General features: G+C 32.9%; 17 protein-coding genes. 13 read left to right on the forward strand and 4 right to left on the reverse strand.

The features are described from left to right. The first annotated feature begins 2 nt into the window (after positions 1–2). The 5 genes from F5ESL0228_RS00975 (at position 3) to F5ESL0228_RS00995 (ending at position 5,392) form a co-directional block, all read left to right on the forward strand. Positions 3–971: an ABC transporter ATP-binding protein gene (locus F5ESL0228_RS00975; RefSeq protein WP_122022580.1), complete on the forward strand. Its 969-nt coding sequence runs from the start codon at positions 3–5 to the stop codon at positions 969–971. A 202-nt stretch (positions 972–1,173) separates the two neighbouring features. Continuing rightward, the gene (locus F5ESL0228_RS00980; protein WP_122017712.1) at positions 1,174–1,860 is read left to right on the forward strand and encodes a response regulator transcription factor; all 687 of its coding nucleotides are present in this window, start codon (positions 1,174–1,176) and stop codon (positions 1,858–1,860) included. A 3-nt stretch (positions 1,861–1,863) separates the two neighbouring features. Further along, complete coding sequence (locus tag F5ESL0228_RS00985) at positions 1,864–3,018, forward strand: cell wall metabolism sensor histidine kinase WalK (RefSeq protein ID WP_122022581.1); 1,155 nt, start codon at positions 1,864–1,866, stop codon at positions 3,016–3,018. A gap of 44 nt (positions 3,019–3,062) precedes the next feature. Next, the gene (locus F5ESL0228_RS00990; protein ID WP_122022582.1) at positions 3,063–4,634 is read left to right on the forward strand and encodes a UDP-N-acetylmuramoyl-L-alanyl-D-glutamate--2,6-diaminopimelate ligase; all 1,572 of its coding nucleotides are present in this window, start codon (positions 3,063–3,065) and stop codon (positions 4,632–4,634) included. Positions 4,635–4,645: 11 nt separating this feature from the next. After that, positions 4,646–5,392 (forward strand): aspartate/glutamate racemase family protein, encoded by a 747-nt coding sequence (locus F5ESL0228_RS00995; protein ID WP_122022583.1) that lies wholly within the window; start codon positions 4,646–4,648, stop codon positions 5,390–5,392. A 71-nt stretch (positions 5,393–5,463) separates the two neighbouring features. Here the strand turns inward: F5ESL0228_RS00995 and F5ESL0228_RS01000 are convergent, their stop codons facing one another. Then, entirely contained in the window at positions 5,464–6,108 is a 645-nt protein-coding gene (locus F5ESL0228_RS01000; RefSeq protein ID WP_122022584.1) for a ribulose-phosphate 3-epimerase, read from the reverse strand. A 173-nt stretch (positions 6,109–6,281) separates the two neighbouring features. Between F5ESL0228_RS01000 and F5ESL0228_RS01005 the strand changes: the two genes are divergently transcribed. From F5ESL0228_RS01005 to F5ESL0228_RS01040, 8 genes are all read left to right on the forward strand, one after another. Next, positions 6,282–6,740 carry a PTS sugar transporter subunit IIA gene (locus F5ESL0228_RS01005; RefSeq protein ID WP_122022585.1) on the forward strand — a complete coding sequence of 153 codons (459 nt, stop codon included), beginning with the start codon at positions 6,282–6,284 and terminating at the stop codon, positions 6,738–6,740. Positions 6,741–6,753: 13 nt separating this feature from the next. Beyond that, a complete protein-coding gene (locus F5ESL0228_RS01010) occupies positions 6,754–8,091 on the forward strand; it encodes a PTS galactitol transporter subunit IIC (protein WP_122022586.1) in 1,338 nt (445 codons plus the stop codon). Between the two features lie 19 nt (positions 8,092–8,110). Continuing rightward, positions 8,111–8,401 (forward strand): PTS sugar transporter subunit IIB, encoded by a 291-nt coding sequence (locus tag F5ESL0228_RS01015; RefSeq protein WP_122022587.1) that lies wholly within the window; start codon positions 8,111–8,113, stop codon positions 8,399–8,401. Continuing rightward, positions 8,398–8,925 carry a YjbQ family protein gene (locus tag F5ESL0228_RS01020; protein WP_122022588.1) on the forward strand — a complete coding sequence of 176 codons (528 nt, stop codon included), beginning with the start codon at positions 8,398–8,400 and terminating at the stop codon, positions 8,923–8,925. The genes F5ESL0228_RS01015 and F5ESL0228_RS01020 overlap by 4 nt, the downstream gene beginning before the upstream one ends. Continuing rightward, positions 8,918–9,514 (forward strand): SIS domain-containing protein, encoded by a 597-nt coding sequence (locus F5ESL0228_RS01025; protein WP_122022589.1) that lies wholly within the window; start codon positions 8,918–8,920, stop codon positions 9,512–9,514. The genes F5ESL0228_RS01020 and F5ESL0228_RS01025 overlap by 8 nt, the downstream gene beginning before the upstream one ends. Beyond that, on the forward strand, positions 9,507–10,049 hold the full coding sequence (gene hxlB, locus F5ESL0228_RS01030) for a 6-phospho-3-hexuloisomerase (protein ID WP_122022590.1): 543 nt from the start codon (positions 9,507–9,509) through the stop codon (positions 10,047–10,049). The genes F5ESL0228_RS01025 and hxlB overlap by 8 nt, the downstream gene beginning before the upstream one ends. 11 nt (positions 10,050–10,060) lie before the next feature. Further along, positions 10,061–11,902, forward strand: a complete 1,842-nt coding sequence (locus F5ESL0228_RS01035; protein ID WP_122022591.1) for a transcription antiterminator — start codon at positions 10,061–10,063, stop codon at positions 11,900–11,902. A 157-nt stretch (positions 11,903–12,059) separates the two neighbouring features. Then, positions 12,060–12,440, forward strand: coding sequence for an MFS transporter (locus F5ESL0228_RS01040; protein WP_158592463.1), 381 nt, complete (start codon positions 12,060–12,062; stop codon positions 12,438–12,440). A gap of 113 nt (positions 12,441–12,553) precedes the next feature. Here F5ESL0228_RS01040 and F5ESL0228_RS01045 read toward each other — a convergent pair whose 3' ends face one another. The 3 genes from F5ESL0228_RS01045 to F5ESL0228_RS01055 are packed head-to-tail and all read right to left on the reverse strand — an operon-like array spanning position 12,554 to position 15,248. Next, positions 12,554–13,357 (reverse strand): ABC transporter ATP-binding protein, encoded by an 804-nt coding sequence (locus tag F5ESL0228_RS01045; RefSeq protein ID WP_122022593.1) that lies wholly within the window; start codon positions 13,355–13,357, stop codon positions 12,554–12,556. A 1-nt stretch (position 13,358) separates the two neighbouring features. Next, positions 13,359–14,249: an ABC transporter permease gene (locus F5ESL0228_RS01050; protein ID WP_122022620.1), complete on the reverse strand. Its 891-nt coding sequence runs from the start codon at positions 14,247–14,249 to the stop codon at positions 13,359–13,361. A gap of 30 nt (positions 14,250–14,279) precedes the next feature. Continuing rightward, positions 14,280–15,248 carry an ABC transporter substrate-binding protein gene (locus tag F5ESL0228_RS01055; protein WP_122022594.1) on the reverse strand — a complete coding sequence of 323 codons (969 nt, stop codon included), beginning with the start codon at positions 15,246–15,248 and terminating at the stop codon, positions 14,280–14,282. Positions 15,249–15,354 lie beyond the last annotated feature (106 nt).

Raw genomic sequence — 15,354 nt, forward strand, 5'->3', positions numbered from 1 at the left:
AAGTGACAACAGCAATTAAATTTGAACATGTAAAGAAATATTTTGCTAGTAAATTGGTAGTTAATGATTTGAATTTAGATATTCACCAAGGAGAACTGTTTGTTTTAGTCGGAAATTCTGGTAGTGGGAAGACTACGTCTATTAAAATGATTAACCGCTTAAAAGAACCTAGCGAAGGAAATATACTTGTTAATAATCGTAAAGTTACAGATTATAATTTACGTTCCTTACGATGGAATATTGGCTATGTATTTCAGCAAAACGCATTATTTCCCAATATGACAGTTGCCGAGAACATCGCTCTTGTACCTATGCTTAAGGGTGAACAAATAAATCAACAGCAAATGGTTGAAAGATTATTACATGATGTTGGACTAGATGCAGAAAGATTTTATAATCGCTATCCAAAAGATTTATCAGGTGGTGAACAGCAAAAAATTGGTATTTTAAGAGCGATTGCCGCTAATCCGCAAATTATTTTAATGGATGAGCCTTTTAGTGCCCTTGATCCTTTGGCAAGAAATAATCTGCAAAATCTCGTTTTAGATTTGCATCGAAAAATGAATAATACTATTGTCTTTGTTACTCATGATATGAATGAGGCATTTAAATTAGCGGATCGAATTGGAATTATGAAAAACGGTAAGTTAGTACAAGTTGACCAGCCACAAACTATTCTGCGTCATCCGGCTACTAGCTTTGTAGAGGACTTCTTTCATGGTAGTATGGTAAATGATTTTTATGAAACACCTGTATCTCAGGCTTGTTTATTGCTTAAATTAAACCCGAAGCCCCATAATTTATTTGACAACTTAATTACGATTGATGAAAGAATCAGTTTAGCTCAAGTGTTGCAGTTCTTGAGTAAGGCTAAAGAAATTCGAATTCAGGATCAGAATAATAAATGTCAGGGCTATATTGATCATCAGTGGCTCATTGAATATTTAAATATAATTAGAATTAATAAATAATATTTTAGCTGGGAAGTATAATGAGTGGCGCAAGTTGTCTAACTTTTGCCACTCGTTACAAATGTCCTGGCTTTTTTTAATAAAAAGATAAGATGAGTTCGAATATTAGGTGATTACAGTTAAATTAGCTAAAATATGAGACATAAGTTCTGCTACACTATATATGAAGGATTCAACAAAACAAAAAGAAGGGAAGAACCTAATGAAAATTTTGGTAGTTGATGATGACAAAGAAATCGTTGAATTATTAAGTATTTACCTTAAAAATGAAGGTTACACACCCGTCGTGGCTTATAGCGGCAAAGAAGCAATTACTAAACTTACAACAAGTCCAGATATTGCATTAATGATTTTAGATGTGATGATGCCAAATATGAGTGGAATTGATGTAATTAAGGAAGTCCGGAAAGACTCGGATATTCCAATTATTATTGTTTCTGCTAAAACTGGAGATATGGATAAAATTCAAGGTCTAATCACTGGTGCTGACGACTATGTTTCTAAACCATTTAACCCACTTGAAGTAATGGCACGAGTTCGTTCACTTCTTCGTCGAAGTCAAAGACAAGTTAAAGATGATGAACCTGATATTTTAGAAATTGGACCATTGGTTATTAACCGTGATTCGCATGAAGTAAAAACGATTGATGGTACAGATATTCAGCTGACAGCTTTGGAATTTGGTATTTTGTACTTACTCGCAAGTCATCCTAATCGTGTTTTTTCTGCTGATGAAATTTTTGAGCGGGTTTGGCAGCAAGAATCAATTGTTTCAGCAAAAACTGTAATGGTTCATGTGTCACATTTGCGTGACAAGATTCAAAAAGCCACTGGGGGCGAAGATGTTATTCAAACAGTTTGGGGCGTCGGCTATAAAGTTGAGGCTTAATTAATGAAAAAGGAACGTGTAAAGCTCACAGCTGCAGAAAAGAGCGAGTTGTTTGCTGAAGGCGTAATAACAGTAGTACTATTACTGTTATTAAATTTATCGATTGTTATTCTAATTTATCTAACAATTTTACAGAACCAAAATTTAGTCAATGGAATTTATTTTTTAAAAAAAACGATTACCTTTGCTGGGGGTCGTCACTTATGGTCATGGCAAAATACTTTTTTGATTATGATGGGAATTGCTGACCTAATTGTGCTTTATTGGCGTTTAATTCGTCGTTATCATCAAATGCAATTGCGTCATGTTATTTCTGAATTACATTACATTGCCCAGGGCCATTTTGATCACACAATTTCTTTTAAAGTAAAAACAGATCTGCAAAAGGTGATAGATTCAATTAATTCTTTGGTTGCTAGTACAGTTAATGCAATTAATGAAGAAAAAGCAATTGAACGTTCAAAAGATGAGTTAATTAGTAATGTCTCACATGACATTAGAACACCATTGACATCAATTATTGGTTATTTGGGATTGTTGAAATCAGGTGTTGCTGATCCTAAAGATCAACAAAAGTATCTCGATATTGCTTATATGAAAGCTGAACAGATGAAATCTTTAGCTCATGATTTGCTAGATTATACCACTCTAAAATCAACTAGTACGAAACTTAGTTTGACGTCTCTACACATTTTCTCAATGTTAGAACAAGTTGCTGCTGGATTTGAATTTGAAGCACATGAAAAGGGAATTACTTTTAGCATTGAGACTAGACCAAAGGAGTTAACGATTCAAGCTGACCCAGAGAAATTAGTGCGAGTGTATAATAATTTAATTACCAATGCTTTAAAATATGGTAAAGGTGCAACTCAAATTAAGTTAATAGCTAATTTAGTGAATAATAATGAAGTTGAATTAAGAGTTGAAAACAACGGAGCCCCAATTCCCTCATCTTCACTTAAAAAAATCTTTGAACGCTTTTACCGGGTAGAACCATCACGTAACACTGAAACGGGTGGAACTGGTTTGGGATTATCGATTACTAAGAGTATTGTTGAATTACATCATGGTACAATCAGTTGCGAATCTGGGGCAGATTGGACTAGTTTTATCATTTGTTTACCATTAAATCCAAAGAATGCAAAAATTAATGGCTAGCTATGTTATAATTTTGACTAAGATCAACAATAGAGGGGTATAACATGAGTATTTCTTTAAATACCTGTATTTTAATTTTAAAAGAACATCATTTGCTTAAATCAAGTGCAGTTCAGGACACAGTTACGGCAAGGATGGAGTATGTTTCATATGATTCGCGTGATATCCAAACTAACACCTTGTTCTTCTGTAAGGGAGCAGGATTTCGTCCAACTTATTTGTCGATGGCTAAGGATAATGGCGCAAATTGTTACGTAGCTGAACAACCATATCCAGAAGGAAAAGGAATGCATGCCTTAATTGTGCGTGATGTATCTAAGGCAATGGCTTTATTGTCGGCAGCATTTTTCCGGTTCCCTCAAGATGACCTATACGTTGTAGCAATTACGGGAACCAAAGGTAAAACCACGACAGCATACTTTTTAAAAGGAATGTTAGATCAATTTAATGGTGGGAAAACTGCCCTAATTTCTTCTGTAAATAATGTTGTGGGACAAAATGAAGCAGATACGTTTAAGTCTAGCTTAACGACACCAGAATCACTGGATCTATTTCGCGATATGCGTACTGCTGTTGATAACGGGATGACGCATTTGGTAATGGAAGTTTCAAGTCAAGCATACAAGAAGAATCGTGTGTTTGGTTTAACTTATGATTTAGGTTTCTTCTTGAATATTTCTCCAGACCACATTGGACCAAATGAACATCCGAATTTCGCGGATTATTTACATTGTAAGTTGCAATTGCTTGTTAATGCCCGTAAATGCATTATTAATGCTCAAACTGATCACTTTGAGGAAGTTTATGCAGCAGCAACGACAACAACAGCTCCTGATAGCATATATTTATTTGCTGATGAAAAGTTTTCTAATCCTGCCTTGAAGCAAACAATTGATTTTCGCTATTCAACTCAAGAAATTGATATGATTCAAACTTGTTTCCAGCTTCTTTGCGTTAGTCCGAAAGCTAAAAAATTGCCAATTGCTGGTAGTTATAAGTTAAAGATGTTGGGCGATTTTAATGAATCTAATGGTACTGCCGCTGTAATTGGTGCTGGGTTGGCAGGATTAGATTATGCTACCGCTGCAAAGGGAATTGGTGAAGTTACTGTTCCTGGAAGAATGCAGACTGAAATCACAAAAAAGCATGGAACTGTTGTAGTTGATTATGCACATAATGAAGCCTCAATGATGGCTCTAATGGGGTTCATGCAACGTGAGTTTAATAATCCTAAAATTATTGTTGTTGTTGGCGCACCGGGTGACAAAGGTGTATCACGTCGACCAGGCTTTAGTCATAGTTTAAATGCATATGCTACCAAAGCTTTCTTGACTACTGATGATCCTGGTTTTGAAGATCCAAAAAAGATTGCCCAAGAAATTGATACGGGAATTGACCATTCAAAAGTTGATGTCACAATTGAATTGGATCGCCAAAAAGCCATTTATGATGCTATTAGTATGGCATCTAAAGACGATATTGTTTTAATTTGTGGTAAAGGTGAGGATGGCTTTCAAAAGGTTCGTGGTATCAATACACCATATCCTTCTGATATTACCGTGGCCCAGCAGGTAATTAACAAGCTTGAAGAACAAGAAGGACATTTTAATAGTTAGAAAAATAAAAAATGAAACATTTTTTTAGTATCATTGGTGGGATGGGAACGATTGCGACTGAAAGTTATGTCCATCTGCTTAATCACCGTATAAAAATTACAAAAGATCAGGATTATTTAAACTATATTCTGGTAAATGATGCTCAAATTCCAGATAGAACAGCCTATATTAAAGATCATCGTCAACCTAATTTTTTTGGTGATTTGCATGATGATGTATTGCAGCAAGCAAAGTTGAATCCAGATTTTTTTGTAATGCCTTGCAATACTGCACATTATTTTTATGATGAGTTAGCCAGTTTAACGGATATACCATTTTTGCACATGATGAGAATTGCAGTGCATAAATTTATAGATGAGTATCCACAAGAAGAGAAAATAGGATTAATCGCAACTGAAGGTTCAATTTATGATCATCTTTATGTTGATGAGCTACAAAAAGTAGGCCGGCATGTAGAATTGGGTGGGCCAGAAGTGCAACCTTTAGTGACTAAACTCATATATTCCAATATTAAAGAAAAAGGTGTTGTAGATGCGAAATTATATCATCGCATTTTACGAATTATGCATGATCAATATAAATGCAATGTGATTTTACTTGGTTGTACAGAACTATCTTTAGCACAAGAAAAAGCACCGAATCATCCTTATCACGTGATTGATCCGCAGTCAATTATGGCTGATGTCGCTATTGAATTAGAAATGAAAATTCGTTCAGGTAAGGATCCTCAAAAGGTTATTCAAAAATATTTATATTAATTAAAAAAGCAGCAGTTGCTCTATTGCAACTGCTGCTTTTTTGTATATGTGGCATTAATTATAGTAAAAAATCATATGTTTTTAAGTATTTCAATTTGTTTTTTCAAATCTCCGTTAAAAATAAAGGAACCAGAAACTGCAATATCTAAACCAGCTGGTATCAATTTTTTGATATTGTGATCGTTGATACTTCCATCAACTTCAATTTGATAATGGTAATGATATTTTTTACGCATTTTATCAAGCAATGCTACTTTTTTTATTGAAGAATCAATAAAATTAGTACCACTAGTTCCAGGATCTATAGACATGACCATTACTTGATCAACGAAATCTAAAACGGGTATTATCGTGGAAATAGACGTTCCTGGATTAACTATGATCTCACACTTTTTACCTAATTCTTTAATAAGCGTTAAAGCCCGATGAATGTGTTGTGTTGATTCAACGTGAATACCAATTACATTGGTTGTGGGAAATGCATAATTAGATATTAGTTTTTCTGGGTTTTTAGTCATCATGTGAATATCTAAGGGGATTGGTGAGAAATTACTAATTTCTTTTACTAATTTTTCGCCAAAATCAATTTCAGAAACAAAATGTCCATCCATTACATCAATATGGAGCAAATCGACATTTGTTTCAAGTAATTTCGTCAATAATTTTTCTATATTTATTTTAGGTCCGCTATGTAATGAAACTGCAACTTTAATCATTTTAATTATCTCCTTTACATTAACTTTTAATCATAGTAAGAATTAATGCAAAACATAATTTTCCTAGTGAAGGTGAAAATTAAGTTCATTTTATTTTCCCCGTGAGGTGCAAATTTCATTTTTAATTATTTTGTGTTAACGCTTAAGATAAATCTTAAGAAAGGCGGATGAGAATGTTCTTTGACCAAAAGATAATAAATCTAGGATTAGATGCTGAAACTAATATAGGAGTTATTACCAGATTAGCTGAAGCATTAAAACAAGAAGATGTAGTAAAGGATAGTTATTTAGCACATGTTTTATCTCGAGAGAAAAGTTTTCCTACTGGATTACAGCTTGAAGGAGGAATAGGTATAGCAATTCCCCATACAGATTCAGATTACGTAAATAAATCACAAATTGCTTTAGCCACTTTACAAAAACCGGTTTCCTTTAAAAGTATGGTAGACAAAGAGGTTGATGTCAAAGTGAACCTAGTATTCATGATTGCAATGAGCCAGCCACACGAGCAAGCCCAACTTTTAAGTAATCTGATGACATTTTGCCAAAATGAAAGTGGGATTAAAGCTTTGCTAACAACTACAAAAGTTAGTGAAGCGTACGAAATATTGACAAAATATAATTTGAATTGAAGGAGTGATAAAAATGTTTGGACAAGCAATACATTGGTTTTTAAACTTAGGTTCAACAGTTGGTATTCCAATTATTATTATCATTTTGGGCCTAATTGTTGGCTTGAAACCATCTAAAGCACTAATTTCAGGACTTACGCTGAGCGCAGGCTTTATTGGAATGAATATGGTTGTTAATATGATGGCAACTAATTTGCAACCTGCCATCAAATTGATGGTTGCCCGTTATCATTTGTCATTAAGTGTTATGGATGTAGGATGTGGTGTAGGTGGTCCACTTGCTTTTTCAAGTTCTTTAGGTGTTCTAGCTATTCCAATAACAATATTAATTAATTTAATTCTTGTATGGATTGGATTAACCAGAACTCTAAATGTCGATATTTGGAATTTATGGCAACCAACTTTTATCGGATTGTTGGTATGGGGAGTCACAAGTAATTATATTTATGGAATTGTTGCCCTTTGTGGAGGGTTCTTATTAGAATTATTTCTTGCAGACTTGATGCAACCAATTACTGAAAAATTTTTTAACTTACCAGGGATAGCAGTAACTCATACTATGGCGTTATCTGCGACAGTATTGGCAGTACCATTGAATTGGCTATTTGATAAAATTCCTGGTTTTAATAAACTAGATGCAAGTCCTGAAAAAATACAAAAACGTTTTGGAATTTTAGGTGATCCATTAGTAATTGGTTTTATTGTTGGGATTGGAATAGGTTTACTTGCAGGTTTTGATGTTGCTGGTATTTTACAACTTGGAGTTGAAATGGGCGCGACTTTAAAGATTATGCCAAAAATGATTTCAATGTTTATGGAAAGTTTAACTCCAATTTCTTCAGCAACACAAGAATTTACTAAAAAGCATTTACACGGTAAAAAAGTTAATATTGGTATGGATGCTGCGTTAACTGTCGGCCATCCTGCAGTTATTGCAACAAGTGTATTAATGATTCCAATCTCGTTATTCCTAGCAACAATCTTGCCAGGAAATAAAGTATTACCATTAGGAGATTTAACTTTATATGTTTATGTATTTACATTATTAGTAGGGGCTTTTAAGGGCAATATCATTAGAAGCTTAATTGGTGCAATTATTTATTCTGTACCAATGCTATATTTCTCAACATGGTTATCACCATTAGTTATGAAAAGTTTTAAACTAGCTAATTATAGTATAAATACCAAAGGTGCGTTTTCATTTGAACTATCTGGATTATGGACAAATTCAATTTTTGTATGGATGGCACAAAAACTTGGTGTTGTTGGATTAGGATTACTAATAGTTCTTATTTTGGGATTATTATATTATTTAAACATAGTTAAAAAATTCAATTTAGGTGAAAAATAGTAAAGGAAAGTAAATAATTATGAAAAAGATGCTAATTATGTGTGGAGCAGGGCATGCAACATCAACTATTGTGCATGCAAAGGTTGATGATTGGCTTGAAAAAAATGGATTTAAAAATGAAGTTGAAATTAAACAATCTGCAGTTAGTCAAGAAGTTGATAATATTCAAAATGATGCCTATGACATTGTTATTTCTACGACAATTGTTCCTGATGAAATTAAAAATAAAGTAATCAACGGTGTGGCTCTTTTAACAGGGGTTGGTACTGATCAAGTTTGGAGTCAAGTGAAAGCGACTTTGGAATCATGAGCTTTTATTTTGAAGAATTTCAACTGAAGACAGTTCAAAATAGACCATCTTATCATATGATTACTAATAAAATACAAGAAGCTCTATATAATAGTGGTATTCAGAATGGTATTTGCTTAGTCCAGACAACGCATACTACGTGTTCCATATATTTTGATGAGTTTATGCATGATAAAAATTATTATAATGATGATTTTTTGCAAGTCGATTTGAATAATATATTAGAAAAAATAATACCACGCCAAACATCAGAGAATTATCCATATCTTAGCCCTGGGCCCAAACACATTTCTTATGGTATGAAAAAAACAGACCCTAACTATCCAGCAGTCAAATGGTCAATGCTAAATACGGATGGGCATCTAAGATCTAACTTTCTTGGTTCCAGTGTTTCTTTGGGCATTCATAAAGGAGAATTACTATTAGGATCTGTTGGACAAGTATTTTTTGTAGATTTTGATCAAACGCGAAAACGTATACGCAATATTGAAATAATCATTGTAGGTGATAGTAAAAATGAATGATTATGTACAACTTTTTAAAAATGAAGGTGAAGAGATTATAAAACTTGGTCAAACTATAAATCATGACCAAATCACGCAATTAATATCAACTTTAGTTAAAAATACAGGTAATGTATTTTTAACGGGATGTGGGACATCAGCAATGGCAGCTAAAAAAATTGTTCATACTTTAAATGTAATTGATATTGCTGCATTTTATTTAAACCCTTCGGATGCTGTACATGGTAGTCTTGGACAGGTGAAAAGTGAAGATATTATAATTTTTATTTCAAAAGGAGGTTCTACAAAAGAATTAACTAGTTTTGTGGAAAATATCCATAAAAAAGGATTGCAAATTATTGTAATAACGGAAAATTCTAATTCACTGCTAGCTAAACGAGCTGATTTAATGGTTAAAGTTAAAGTTGAACAAGAATTAGATGAATTTAATATGCTCGCCACTACCAGTACTTTGGCAGTAATTTCACTTTTTGATGTAATTGCTACGATACTTATGAAGTGTAAAAATTTTAGTAAAAAAGATTTTTTGTTGAATCACCCGTCAGGTGATGTGGGTCAGCGTTTAGCTATGGATGTAAAACATGATTAAAGAATTTTCAGAAATATGTAGTGAACTCAGTAATGTTAGTAATAACTTGACAGATAAAAAAGTTGCAGAGATTATAAAATTAATTTTTAAATCAAAAAGAATTTTTTTATCAGGAGAGGGTAGAAGCGGATTAATGATCAAAGCATTTGCTAATCGTTTGTCACAAATCGGATTACAAGTACATGTTGTTTCCGAAATTACAGCACCGGCAATTGGGTTTGATGATTTGCTAATTTTTAATTCGGCTAGTGGTAGTTCAACTTTTTTAAATTCACAGGCTAAAAATGCTAGAGCAGCAGGTTCAAAAATTATTTCTTTTACTTCTGATAAAACTGCGCCACTTAGTCAAAATAGTGATATGGTGATTTTAATCGATGCACCAACCAAAGATAAAATTAATGGTTCGATTCAACCAATGGGAAGTTTATATGAACAAGCTTCGTTAATACTCTTTGATAGCTTAATATTAAAAGTCATAAAATCAGGTTTTATTACTACAGCTAAATTACGATCATTACACTCTAATTTAGAGTAAGGAGCTATAATGTGGGCGATAACAGAGATTTGCTGGATTTTTTACGGAAAAATAATGAATCTTGGATCACTGCTAAAACTCTTGCAATGAAATTGGGTATATCAGAAAGAACCGTAAAAAACAAAATTTCCCAGCTGCGTAAAAATAAAATTGAGATTGAGAGTGGATCTAGAGGGTATAAATTAAAGAATGATGTTAAATCTTATATAATAAAAAATTATTTACCAACTAATGCAAATCAGAGAAATTCTTGGTTAATAAGACAGCTTATTAAAGCTGAAAAATCTGTGAATGTATATGATTTGTCTGCTGAACTTTATATAAATGATGTCGAATTGCGTAAAGAATTAAAAAACTTACGTAAAGATTTTGCCAATTTTAATCTTAAATTACTTCAACAAGGTGATTTTTTTAAAGTTGAGGGTAAAGAAGAAGATAAAAGAAAACTTTTATCTTCCATTATTTATCATGAATTAAATGGAACACTTTTAAATGAAAAAGCAATTCAAAAATATTTTCCTGAAATTAAAGTTGACATTGTTAGTAAAATATTACGACAAAGTATTGTAAAATCAAAAACCAGAATAGATTCTTATAACTTTAGTAACATTTTATTGCACTTAGTAATTATGCTTGATAGAAATGAAAAAGCACAATGGAATGTAAGATTGGAGAATATTAGTAATAATATAGTTAAAGAAATAGTATTAGGACTAACAGAAAAAAAATATAATTTATCCGAATATGATATTAAACAGTTAACTGATATGTTTCAGCTACTATCAAAAGATGATAAAGTGGAACTTCCAGCTGATTCTCAGATTAATAAATTGTTTAAAAGAATTGTACTCTTTATTAAAAAAACTTATGATCTTGATTTAGACGAAGAATTATTTAAAAAGCGTTTTTTGCCTCACTTATTACGTTTAATTAATCGTTTTAAAAACGACAATCCAATTCATAACCCTTTAGCCAAAAATATTAAGAATTCTTCACCAACAATTTATGAGTGTGCAACATTAATTGCTTATGAAATAAAAAATTTCTTGGGTATAGCTGTTAGTGAAGAAGAAATTTCTTTTATAGCGCTTCATGTAGGTAATATTGTTACTGAGCAAATAAGAAATGAAAATAAAGTCATTTCTCAATTACTTATGCCTGAATATCATGACGATGTTCAAACTGTAAAGGATAGTTTGAATAGAAAATTTGGTAATGAGATGGTTTTATTAAATGTTATTTCAGATGAAACAGATATTTTATCTGAAACTCAATTAGTAATAGTTGTTAATTCTGATCAGATTATTAAGCAACATAGTTTTGTCCAAGTATCCAGTTTTCTTCTCCCTAATGATATTAATAAAATTCAAAAAGCTATTAAGCAAATTAAAGATATAAATTTGTCACATGAATTAAAATTAGGATTAAATAAATTTACTTCGGAAACTAATTTTGTTAGGGAAAATTGTAAAAGAACTCCTCAAGAAATAATAAATTATGTTTCAAATCAATTTCTAAATAAAAATATTGTAGATGATGATTTTGAAAACAAAATTTTAGAAAGAGAAAAACTTTCAAGTACAGCTTTTGGTTCTGTAGCGATACCTCACACGATTAATTACAATGCTAAATTTAGTCAATGGTTCATTTATATTAATTCAAAGGGAATTAAGTGGGGAAATCAATTAGTATATTTAATCATTGTTTTGGCTTCGAGTTCAAAAGATGATAAAAGATTTCGAAAAGTTTTTGATGAATTATCTGAGGTCATAATTAATGATAATAAAGTTTCCAAACTAACTGCATGTAAGACGTACGAAGAATTTGTGAATGAAATTATAAAAATTGAATAGTACTTAAAAAGTCTCTTATCAATGTTCTTAATAGGAGACTTTTCGTATTTAATTTACATATTGCCATTCTACCCAATATTTTAGGCTAAATTGTTGGGTATTTGCAGTTTTTAGCTAGTTATAATTAAGCTCAACTTAAATGAAAGAAGAGAAATTTATGACTACTAAAAGGACTGACTTGATTTTTTGCATATTACTGACTAGAGCAATTGTGTCTTCATTGTTGCAAACTTCATTAACAACAGCTTTGCCACAAATTATGCGTGAATTATCACTTACTGCTACAATAGCTCAATGGTTGACTAGTGCATTTAGCTTAACAATGGCAATTATGGTACCAACTACAGCATTTTTAATAAAAAGATTCACCACAAGACAAACCTTTATTTCTGCAATGGCATTTTTCACTATTGGATCTTTAATTAGCTGGTGGAGTAATAGTTTTGCCTTTCTACTTATAGGACGTATACTGCAAGCCCTAGGTAGTAGCATAATTTTGCCTTTGACACAGGTAGTAATTATGACATTGTATTCCTAAAAAGCAGGGAACAATGATAGGTATTCTTGGGCTAGCCGCTGGAGTCACCGGTAATTGTTCTGACTATAACAGGATTAATGATCGACTATTGAGGTTGGCGCAGCATTTTTTTCTTAACTAAGTAACATTGCATCATCTTCCAATTTAGAACCAACTTGTTTTTGAAATAGTTCCATTAATTTGGTTACAGTTAAACTTTGCTTTTCTTTTCCTGCCAAGTTTAAAGCGACACGACCTTGATGGAGCATGATTAAACGATTGCCATAATGAATAGCGTCCTCCATATTGTGAGTTACCATAAAAGCTGTTAAATTTTGCTCACTAATCAGTTTTTGAGTTAATTCCATTACGGTAATGGAAGTTTTAGGATCTAAGGCTGCAGTATGCTCATCAAGTAAAATTAAATCAGGACGCTTTAATGTTGCCATCAATAATGTAATTGCTTGCCTTTGACCTCCTGATAGCAAACCTATTTCGGTTTCCAAACGATTTTCCAAGTTTAAATTGAGTTGGGCTAATTGTTTTTTAAAAAATTGCCGATCGTGTTTTTTAACGCCGTTACGAAAGCCACGATGTTGACCACGTTTCATTGCTAGTGCCAAGTTTTCTTCTACAGTTAGTCTCACAGCAGTTCCCATTTTAGGATCTTGAAAAACACGACTGATCTTTTTGGCGCGCTTTGTTACAGGGAACTTGCTGATATCAGTACCATTTAAAATGATTTGTCCCTCTTGAACGGGAATTGTGCCAGCAATGCTATTTAATAAGGTTGATTTACCAGCACCGTTACTACCGATAATAGTCACGAAATCGCCCGTCTCTAGTTCAAGATCAATTCCTCTTAAGACACGATTTTCATTAACTGTTCCTTGTTCAAAGGTTTGATGAAGATTATTAATTGATAATACTTTAGGCATTTTATTTCCTTCCCTTTAAATTATGTGGTAAATGAAAATTAGGCAGTATCAAACAAACAACCAGAACTAGTGCAGAAGCTAGTTTAGCATCGGATGGTTCAACATTCATTTGAAAGACTAGAGCTAAGATTAACCGATAAATAATAGCACCTAAGACTAGGGTCAGTAATCTGGCTCCAATTGATAAGTGGCGAATTAAAACTTCTGCAATAATAATAGCGGCTAATCCAATAACAATTGTACCTACGCCAGAATTAAGATCAGCAAAGCCATTATTTTGTGCTAAAAGTCCACCTGAGAGAGCAATACAGGCATTAGAGATCATATAACCGAGAATTTTCATTGCTTGAGTATTGATTCCATTAGCAGCACTCATTTCGGAATTATCACCAGTTGCCCGCATTGCCAAACCAATTTCGGTTTTAAAAAAGACGACTAATAGTCCAATAGCTAATAAGGCAATGAATAACCCCATTATAATGACAGCATTATTACGTGATAACCCCCAATTTTGGGCAATTGTAAAAATTGTTTGTTTACCTAAAAGTGAAACATTGGCTGCGTTATTCATTACTCGCGAAGTAATGGAATACAATCCGGTCATTGTAATAATTCCTGCTAGTAATGATGGAATTTTTAACTTGGTGTTTAAAAATCCTGTGACAAAACCGGCAATTAAGCCCCCGCCAAATGCAGCTAGGGTAGCTAAGATCGGATTAATACCTTGAATTAAGCACATTGTGGTAATAGCACCACCTAAAGGAAAACTTCCCTCAGCAGTCATATCGGCTAGATCTAAGATTCGAAAAGTTAAATAAACTCCGATTGCCATTAATGACCATAGCAATCCTTGTGAGGTAGCTGAAAGAAATAGATCCCAAAAAGTATTCATCATAATTAACGTTCACGTTACCTTTCTATCTTATTTGGGTGCCTTAATTGAGTGGGGGTTAATGTCTAAAGCTTTGGCCATTTCTTTATTAACGACTAATTTTAATTGATTTGCTTTTTCAACAGGCATCTCAGCTGGTTTAGCTTTACCATCTAAAATTTTGGCCGCCATTTTTCCAGTTTGCTTTCCTAGTTCTTCATAGTCAATACCAATCGAGGCTAAACCACCAGTCTTAATTTGGTCAGTTGAACCAGCTACTAATGGGATCTTCTTTTCTTTGACGACTTTGCCAATAATTGAGGCTGCTGAGGCAAAAGTATTATCAGTTGGAACGTAAATTCCCTGAACCTTTTCTGCAAGTGTTTCCGTAACTTGTTGAACGTCATTTGTCGTATTAGCCGTTTTAACTAAGACTTTTATACCAGCTTTCTTTAAAGCAGCGATAGCTAAATCGGCTTGAATTTTAGAATTTGCTTCTCCGGCATTGTACATAACACCGATTGTTTTTGCCTTTGGAACAATTGATAGAAGTAAACTGATTTGTTTATCAATTGAAACCATATCTGTCGTTCCTGTAATATTGCGACCGGGTTTTTTATTCGAGTTGACTAGTTTAGCTGCCTTTAAATCTGTAACTGCAGTAACCACGGTTGGAATATCTTGAGTAGCACTAGCAATGCTTTGAGCAGCCGGTGTAGCAATTCCTAGTATTAAATCGGATTTTTCGTTAACTAATTTTTCGCTCATACTTTTTAAATTATCTTGACTATTTTGCGCGTTTTGGTAATCAATTTTAAGATTTTTGCCTTCCGTGTAGCCACCTTCTTTTAGTCCTTCTTTAAAACCTTGGTAGGCTTTATCTAAAGAAGGATGTTGTACAACTTGTAAAACTCCAACATGCTTTACGCTTGCGGTGCTATTAGCTTTTTTGTTACTACAACCACCTAATACTAATAAGCTGGCTAAACTAATACCTGCAATTAATTTTTTAATATTCATCGTGTTTCCTCCATATTCTGTAACGACAAAAATACCCACTCATTTCTGAGTGGGTACACAAATTGATATTAAACAATAATTGCGGTTAACCACTCAGATACTATGT

This window comes from Lactobacillus sp. ESL0228 (assembly GCF_003692825.1).
Lineage (GTDB): Bacteria > Bacillota > Bacilli > Lactobacillales > Lactobacillaceae > Lactobacillus.

Coding starts and splice junctions, on each gene's coding strand:
- F5ESL0228_RS01040 (WP_158592463.1), top strand. CDS start 12,060: ATGACTACTAAAAGGACTGACTTGATTTTTTGCATATTACTGACTAGA.
- F5ESL0228_RS01055 (WP_122022594.1), bottom strand. CDS start 15,248: ATGAATATTAAAAAATTAATTGCAGGTATTAGTTTAGCCAGCTTATTA.
- F5ESL0228_RS00985 (WP_122022581.1), top strand. CDS start 1,864: ATGAAAAAGGAACGTGTAAAGCTCACAGCTGCAGAAAAGAGCGAGTTG.
- hxlB (WP_122022590.1), top strand. CDS start 9,507: ATGATTAAAGAATTTTCAGAAATATGTAGTGAACTCAGTAATGTTAGT.
- F5ESL0228_RS01015 (WP_122022587.1), top strand. CDS start 8,111: ATGAAAAAGATGCTAATTATGTGTGGAGCAGGGCATGCAACATCAACT.
- F5ESL0228_RS01050 (WP_122022620.1), bottom strand. CDS start 14,249: ATGAATACTTTTTGGGATCTATTTCTTTCAGCTACCTCACAAGGATTG.
- F5ESL0228_RS00990 (WP_122022582.1), top strand. CDS start 3,063: ATGAGTATTTCTTTAAATACCTGTATTTTAATTTTAAAAGAACATCAT.
- F5ESL0228_RS01000 (WP_122022584.1), bottom strand. CDS start 6,108: ATGATTAAAGTTGCAGTTTCATTACATAGCGGACCTAAAATAAATATA.
- F5ESL0228_RS01020 (WP_122022588.1), top strand. CDS start 8,398: ATGAGCTTTTATTTTGAAGAATTTCAACTGAAGACAGTTCAAAATAGA.
- F5ESL0228_RS01025 (WP_122022589.1), top strand. CDS start 8,918: ATGAATGATTATGTACAACTTTTTAAAAATGAAGGTGAAGAGATTATA.
- F5ESL0228_RS01010 (WP_122022586.1), top strand. CDS start 6,754: ATGTTTGGACAAGCAATACATTGGTTTTTAAACTTAGGTTCAACAGTT.
- F5ESL0228_RS01045 (WP_122022593.1), bottom strand. CDS start 13,357: ATGCCTAAAGTATTATCAATTAATAATCTTCATCAAACCTTTGAACAA.
- F5ESL0228_RS00995 (WP_122022583.1), top strand. CDS start 4,646: ATGAAACATTTTTTTAGTATCATTGGTGGGATGGGAACGATTGCGACT.
- F5ESL0228_RS01005 (WP_122022585.1), top strand. CDS start 6,282: ATGTTCTTTGACCAAAAGATAATAAATCTAGGATTAGATGCTGAAACT.
- F5ESL0228_RS00980 (WP_122017712.1), top strand. CDS start 1,174: ATGAAAATTTTGGTAGTTGATGATGACAAAGAAATCGTTGAATTATTA.